Annotated in this window: 7 protein-coding genes; 4 read left to right on the forward strand and 3 right to left on the reverse strand. The window is 63.9% G+C overall.

Annotation, left to right across the window (positions count from 1 at the left end; genetic code table 11):
* Positions 1 to 164: 164 nt before the first annotated feature.
* Positions 165 to 719 carry a hypothetical protein gene (locus ACK42S_RS14880; RefSeq protein WP_409709184.1) on the forward strand — a complete coding sequence of 185 codons (555 nt, stop codon included), beginning with the start codon at positions 165 to 167 and terminating at the stop codon, positions 717 to 719.
* Between the two features lie 25 nt (positions 720 to 744).
* On the opposite strand, the gene ACK42S_RS14885 is transcribed toward ACK42S_RS14880, so the two are convergent.
* On the reverse strand, positions 745 to 1,146 hold the full coding sequence (locus tag ACK42S_RS14885; protein WP_409709187.1) for a PIN domain nuclease: 402 nt from the start codon (positions 1,144 to 1,146) through the stop codon (positions 745 to 747).
* A complete protein-coding gene (locus ACK42S_RS14890; protein ID WP_409709190.1) occupies positions 1,143 to 1,493 on the reverse strand; it encodes a type II toxin-antitoxin system VapB family antitoxin in 351 nt (116 codons plus the stop codon). Before ACK42S_RS14890 ends, ACK42S_RS14885 begins: the two co-directional genes overlap by 4 nt.
* Before the next feature lie 418 nt (positions 1,494 to 1,911).
* On the opposite strand from ACK42S_RS14890, the gene ahpC reads away from it, so the two are divergent.
* Positions 1,912 to 2,475 carry an alkyl hydroperoxide reductase subunit C gene (ahpC, locus tag ACK42S_RS14895; RefSeq protein ID WP_409709193.1) on the forward strand — a complete coding sequence of 188 codons (564 nt, stop codon included), beginning with the start codon at positions 1,912 to 1,914 and terminating at the stop codon, positions 2,473 to 2,475.
* 213 nt (positions 2,476 to 2,688) lie between these two features.
* A complete protein-coding gene (gene ahpF, locus ACK42S_RS14900; protein ID WP_409709196.1) occupies positions 2,689 to 4,263 on the forward strand; it encodes an alkyl hydroperoxide reductase subunit F in 1,575 nt (524 codons plus the stop codon).
* Positions 4,264 to 4,283: 20 nt separating this feature from the next.
* Here ahpF and ACK42S_RS14905 read toward each other — a convergent pair whose 3' ends face one another.
* Positions 4,284 to 4,970 carry a hypothetical protein gene (locus ACK42S_RS14905; RefSeq protein WP_409709199.1) on the reverse strand — a complete coding sequence of 229 codons (687 nt, stop codon included), beginning with the start codon at positions 4,968 to 4,970 and terminating at the stop codon, positions 4,284 to 4,286.
* Between the two features lie 401 nt (positions 4,971 to 5,371).
* On the opposite strand from ACK42S_RS14905, the gene ACK42S_RS14910 reads away from it, so the two are divergent.
* On the forward strand, positions 5,372 to 5,946 hold a 575-nt coding region (locus ACK42S_RS14910; protein ID WP_409709202.1), incomplete at its 3' end, for an S-adenosylmethionine decarboxylase.

Consider the following 5,946-nt stretch of genomic DNA (forward strand, 5'->3'; position numbering starts at 1 on the left):
CGCGAATCGGGGCGAAATCGGCCTTCAAACCGACTTCGCGAGCCTGAAAACGCCGCCATCCGAAATCGAGTGCATCAACTCACGCTACGGCGGGTGTTGTGCAGACCTTCCTTAGGGAGACAGCCGACGGTGTTATGCAGCAGTTTTGCTCCCTATAACACGTTATGCGTACTAAGACCGCCCTGATTCTGCGTCGAATCGCCTTTACTGCATTGGGAGTGCTGTACGGCTACCTCCTCTGGGCGCAAATGTTGCCGCTACCAGATGCGCTCACCAATTCACTAATGCAGGGCGCAACGTCAGTTCTTAAGGCAACAACGGAGGCATTTGCTCTAACGCTTCCCTACGATGCGATGCTTGCACTCGTTTCCTTCGCGTCGGCCATTCCGAACACCATATTGGTCGCTACTCTGGCTGGACTGACAGTTCGTTATTTTGGGCACCAGCGGTTGCTGATGTATTCGGTTTTGTTTTGGCCTGTCCTGCTGCATGCTTTTCACTGGCTCTACGTGTGGTACATGGAGCAAGTAGCCATGCAGGCAGGAATGAACCCCGCCTTAGCTTCTTACAAAGAGAACTATTTCTTTCCTTCCAAGGCGCTGACAATACTTTTCATCTATTCGCTGTTCTTTGTCTTGGCCTATGTCATATCGCGTATTGCTGGGCCAAGTACGCATAACCCTGCGGTCCACCGGACGCTGCGCGATAAAGCCGCGTAGCGCCGGTGACCTCCACGTTAGGCGCTCAGTTTTCCACCATCGCAGAACGCAAACCCAGATGCTCAACGAACGGATCAAAATCCCGGTCGCTGTAAAGCAAAGGCAGATCGTCCTCAATGCACCGCGTTGCGATGATCGTGTCAATGGTTTTGCGTATCGTCACGCCTTGCGCCCTCAGGACACGGTAATTCCTCGCGGCCTGCAGCGCAATGTCTTGCCCGCCCAGCGTGATCACGTCCAGGGCGGTCATCAGCCTTCTAGCCTGGTTGAAGTCTTTCTCGCTGCTAAAACCTTGCAGCACTTCGGCCAAGATCAAGTCTCCAACCGCCAGTGGTTCGCTGCTCAACAGCGAATCCAGGCGCTCGGTCTGTGGCGTCATCTGCCCACGGAAGAAGTCAATCCACACGCTGGAGTCAACAACAATCACTTGTCCGTCCTCATGGCGTTCAGGTCACCTTCCCACTGCAGCTTGCCGCGGAAGCGTCGCAGCTCTTCCTGCTGGCGCAGTCTCAGCAGCGTGCGTAAGCCAAGCTCGACGGCCTCCTTCTTGGTCTTCAGGCCGGTCAGGCGAAGGGCATCGCTCATCAACTTGTCGTCAATCTCAATGTTCGTGCGCATGATGTGTACCGATTGTGCAACGTCTACACATCGTAGCGCTTCGGCACCACCGGGGCAAGCATCTATCAAGGCTGCTGCGCCTAACATATCGGTCAAGCGGACGCCAACACTGGCCATGCCTTCGGCATCTTCATGGCCAGTGTCGGTGCCCTTCACTCGCTGCGCTCCTTCCGGCGCCGCTTACCTCGGGCGTTAGGGTGTGCAAACGTCGCACGGTGGAGTCCGCACATGACACATGACGCGCGGCAGTTCTGGCAAGAGGTTTGCTTACTCTTGAAGCACCACAGCAAGGGCTCCAGCTGCGAAGTCACTCTCAACCGACTGGTCCGAAAGATCCCTCAGTTGCGAGGAAGGTCCGGTTTGCCCTTGCTTTCAGAACCAACGGTGCACGTGTCCAAGGAACTTTGGAGCGCGGTCGGCACTGGCGGGTGACGGCGGCATGATAGTCAATTCCAATGAAGACGATAGATGCAGTGCATCCACTCAATGTTGCATTGCAACTAAGATTCGGGTTCTCCCTTTCGGGTAGAACCTCAATCAGGTTAACCCTCATCTTGACTGTCAAGGAGCTTCTATGTCGCTGATCAACACCCAAGTCCAGCCCTTCAAGGCGCAAGCCTTTCACAACGGCAAGTTCATCGAGGTGACGGAGCAGTCGCTCAAGGGCAAGTGGTCCGTGCTGATCTTCATGCCGGCGGCGTTCACCTTCAACTGCCCGACCGAGGTGGAAGACGCGGCCGAGCACTACGACACGTTCAAGTCGCTGGGTGCCGAGGTGTATGTGGTGACGACCGACACGCACTTCTCGCACAAGGTGTGGCATGAGACCAGCCCGGCCGTGGGCAAGGCCAAGTTCCCGCTGGTGGGCGACCCGACGCATACGCTGACCCGAGCGTTCGGCGTGCACATCGAGGAAGAGGGCCTGGCGCTGCGCGGCACGTTCATCATCAACCCCGAGGGCGTGATCAAGACCGCCGAGATCCACGACAACGCGATCGCGCGTGACGTGAAGGAAACGCTGCGCAAGCTGCAAGCGGCTCAGTATGTGGCGGCCAACCCCGGCCAGGTGTGCCCGGCCAAGTGGCAAGCCGGCGCCAAGACGCTGACCCCGTCGCTGGATCTGGTCGGCAAGATCTAACCGTCATTCACGCGCATTTATGCGCATGGCCGGGCTGGCGTGATGTCAGCCTGGCGTGTGAGCGGGCACGGCCTGTGTGTGCCCGCCCCGTCTGTTCTCGTTCCCGAGGGCAGGCTCCCTCGAGAGCGCCGTGGCTGCGAGTGCGGCGCTGTCGATGGGGTCGTCAAGACCGCGTCCGTTGTCTAGCGGACATAGCCCCACAAGGAAGTCACCATGCTCGACGCCAATCTTCAAGCCCAGTTGAAAACCTATCTGGAGCGCCTGCAGCACCCGGTCGAACTGATTGCCTCGCTGGACGAGCGTCCCGAGTCGGGTGAGATGCGCGAGTTGCTCGAAGAGATTGCTGGCTTGTCCGACAGGATCCGCCTGCGCCTGGACGGGCAGGACACGCGCCGCCCGGCCTTCCAGATCACCCGCGCAGGCGAGGACATGGGGGTGCGCTTTGCGGCCATTCCGATGGGCCACGAGTTCACCTCGCTGGTGCTGGCTTTGCTGCAGGCCGGCGGCCATCCGCCCAAGGTGGAGGCTGCGCTGATCGAACAGATCCGGGCGCTGAAGCCCGAGACCGACCTGGTCTTCGAGACCTGGATGAGTCTGACCTGCCACAACTGCCCGGACGTGGTGCAGGCCCTGAACCTGATGGCCGTGCTCAACCCGCGCATCCGCCACGTGGCGATCGACGGCGGGCTGTTCCAGCAGGAGGTCGAGGACCGGCAGATTCTGGCCGTGCCGATGGTGTTCCTCAACGGCCAGGCGTTTGCTTCGGGCCGCATGGAGCTGGGCGAGATCCTGGCAAAGATCGACACCGGCGCGGCCGCACGAGAGGCCGCCAAGCTGGCGGACAAGCCCCCCTTCGACGTGCTGATCGTCGGCGGCGGCCCGGCGGGCGCGGCGGCGGCGGTGTATGCCGCCCGCAAGGGCATCCGCACGGGCCTGCTGGCCGAGCGCCTGGGCGGTCAGACGATGGACACCCTGGGCATCGAGAACTTCATTTCCGTGCCGTATACCGAGGGTCCGAAGTTCGCCGCCGCGCTGGAGCAGCACATGCGGGCCTACGACGTGGATGTGATGAGCCTGCAGCGGGTGGAGGCGGTGGAGCCTGCGGCCGTCAAGGGAGGGCTGGCCACGGTGCGTCTGGCCAATGGCGCCGAGCTGAAAAGCCGCACCGTGATCCTGGCGCCCGGGGCGCGCTGGCGCAATGTGAACGTGCCGGGTGAGGAGCAGTACAAGACCCGCGGCGTGGCCTACTGCCCGCACTGCGACGGCCCGCTGTTCAAGGGCAAAAAGGTGGCGGTGATCGGCGGTGGCAACTCCGGCGTCGAGGCGGCCATCGACCTGGCCGGTGTGGTGCAGCACGTCACGCTGATCGAGTTTGCCGACCAGCTCAAGGCCGATGCGGTGCTGGTCAACAAGCTCAAGAGCCTGCCCAATGTGACGATCCATACCAACGCCCAGACCACCGAGATCACCGGTGACGGCCAGAAGGTGAACGGCCTGACCTTCAAGGACCGCGTGAGCGGCGCCGAACATCACCTGGCGCTGGCGGGTGTGTTCGTGCAGATCGGTCTGGTGCCCAATACTGAGTTCCTGCGGGGCTCGGGCATCGAGCTGTCCCGCTATGGCGAGATCCTCATCGACGAGCGCTGCCACACCAGCGCCGAGGGCATCTTTGCCGCCGGTGACGCGACCACGGTGCCCTACAAGCAGATCATCATCGCCTCCGGTGAGGGGGCCAAGGCGGCGCTGAGCGCCTTCGACCACCTGATCCGCACCTCGGCACCGGCCTGAGCGCCGGGCAGGGGGCGAAGTCAGCGCACATTGAGCACCCGCATGCCCAGCAACTGGGCGCCGCTGCGGTCGATGACGCGCACCGTGGCCTGGCGGGCGGTGAAGCCTTCGGGCAGGCTCACCTGCCCGCGCAGGCTGTCCACGCGGTTCAGGGCCACCGGCAGGGCCTCCAGGCGGTGCTGTGCTTGCACGCCCCGCGCATCCACGCCAGCCACCACGAACTGCAGCGTGGCGTTCAGCGGCCGGCTGCCACCGTCACGCGTGAGCACGAGATCGTAGGCCAGGCGGCCCGGCGCGGCGCTGAAGCGGGCGGCCCGTACGGCCACCGTGCCGCCCCGCGGGTCGGGCGGCAGGGCTTCCACCAGGGCCAGCAGGTCTTCGCGCTGACGGGCCACGGTGTCCTGTGCCGCGGCGAGGTCCAGCGCGAGCTTCTGCCGCTCGGCCTCGGCCATCTGCAGGCGTTGTGTGGTTGCGGCCAGTTCGGCGCTCAGGTGCTGGCGCTGCGCCTCGGCGGTGTCGTGGGCCCGGCGCAGGGCCTGCGATTCGCTGGCGCTCAGGCGCGGGGGCAGGTGCTCGGCCTGCACATAGAGCACGCCGGTCGCACCCAGCGCGGCGCCGCAGAGCAGCCAGCCGAGCCAGGGAGGAAAGCGCCGCGAGCGGCGGCGGCCGTAAGGGTCGAAGACGACGGGTTTGGGGCGTCCCAGCATGGGTGATCGGCAAGAGGTGATGCAACCGGCACAAGAGCGAACCCTGCAGCGTAGCGTCATCGGCCCGTGGGATTGCAACACGATGTGCCTGCGGCAAGCAGATGCGACAGGCCGGCCGTCGCTGCCATGCGCGACAGCGCCCAGGGCCCCCCGGCGTGCGGTGCAGCGCCACCAGGGCCCGTGCCAGCCGGGGGCGGGGCCGATGGGCATCGCTTTCTCTGCATTCGTTAAAATCTGATGTTTTTTGGTGCCGCAAGGGCACCGCCACCTTTCCAGGGTTCCGTGCCGGCGTGGGCCCCCACGTCAGCGGCGCGGGGCGAGGAAGCCGAGGACAAGGGGGTCGTATGCAGGGATTGCACCTTACCGCTGATCTTTATGGATGCCAGTGCGACGTGGCGTTGATGATCGACGCCGCAGCGCTGGCGGACACGTGTCGCCGCGCCGTGCAGGCGTGCGGGCTCACGCTCGTCGACGAGAAGTACCACACCTTCCCCGAATGGCAGGGCCAGCCCGGGGGCGTGACCGGGGCCGTGCTCCTGGCCGAGTCGCATCTGGCCGTGCACACCTGGCCCGAGCGCAGCGGTGTCACGCTGGATGTGTACGTGTGCAATTTCTCGACCGACAACTCCTCGAAGGCCGAGCGGCTGCTCAACGACCTGATGGCGACCTTCGCCCCGGCGCAACGCATCACCAACCGCATCTTGCGCGGCTCGAAGGACCCGGAGACGCACTCGGACGAGCTCCTGCTGGAGTGGCTCAACGATCACAGCGCCTTCGGCTTCCAGGTGGCGCGCCGCCTCGAGACGATGCGCACCCGCCACCAGCAGCTCGAGGTGTTCGAGACACCGCAGTGGGGCCGCCTGCTGCGCCTGGACGGCCGCTACATGACCTCCGAGCGCGACGAGTTCTTCTATCACGAGCCCATGGTGCACGTGGCGGCCATGCACGAGTACGGCCTCGGCGCCCCGAAAAACCC

Origin of the sequence: Caldimonas sp., from assembly GCF_046289365.1 — a bacterium.
Taxonomy (GTDB): domain Bacteria; phylum Pseudomonadota; class Gammaproteobacteria; order Burkholderiales; family Burkholderiaceae_C; genus Caldimonas.

What these genes read in the sequence shown, in the direction of transcription:
- ACK42S_RS14905 (WP_409709199.1), bottom strand. Translation starts at nt 4,970, where the DNA reads ATGCTGGGACGCCCCAAACCCGTCGTCTTCGACCCTTACGGCCGCCGC.
- ahpF (WP_409709196.1), top strand. Translation starts at nt 2,689, where the DNA reads ATGCTCGACGCCAATCTTCAAGCCCAGTTGAAAACCTATCTGGAGCGC.
- ACK42S_RS14880 (WP_409709184.1), top strand. Translation starts at nt 165, where the DNA reads ATGCGTACTAAGACCGCCCTGATTCTGCGTCGAATCGCCTTTACTGCA.
- ahpC (WP_409709193.1), top strand. Translation starts at nt 1,912, where the DNA reads ATGTCGCTGATCAACACCCAAGTCCAGCCCTTCAAGGCGCAAGCCTTT.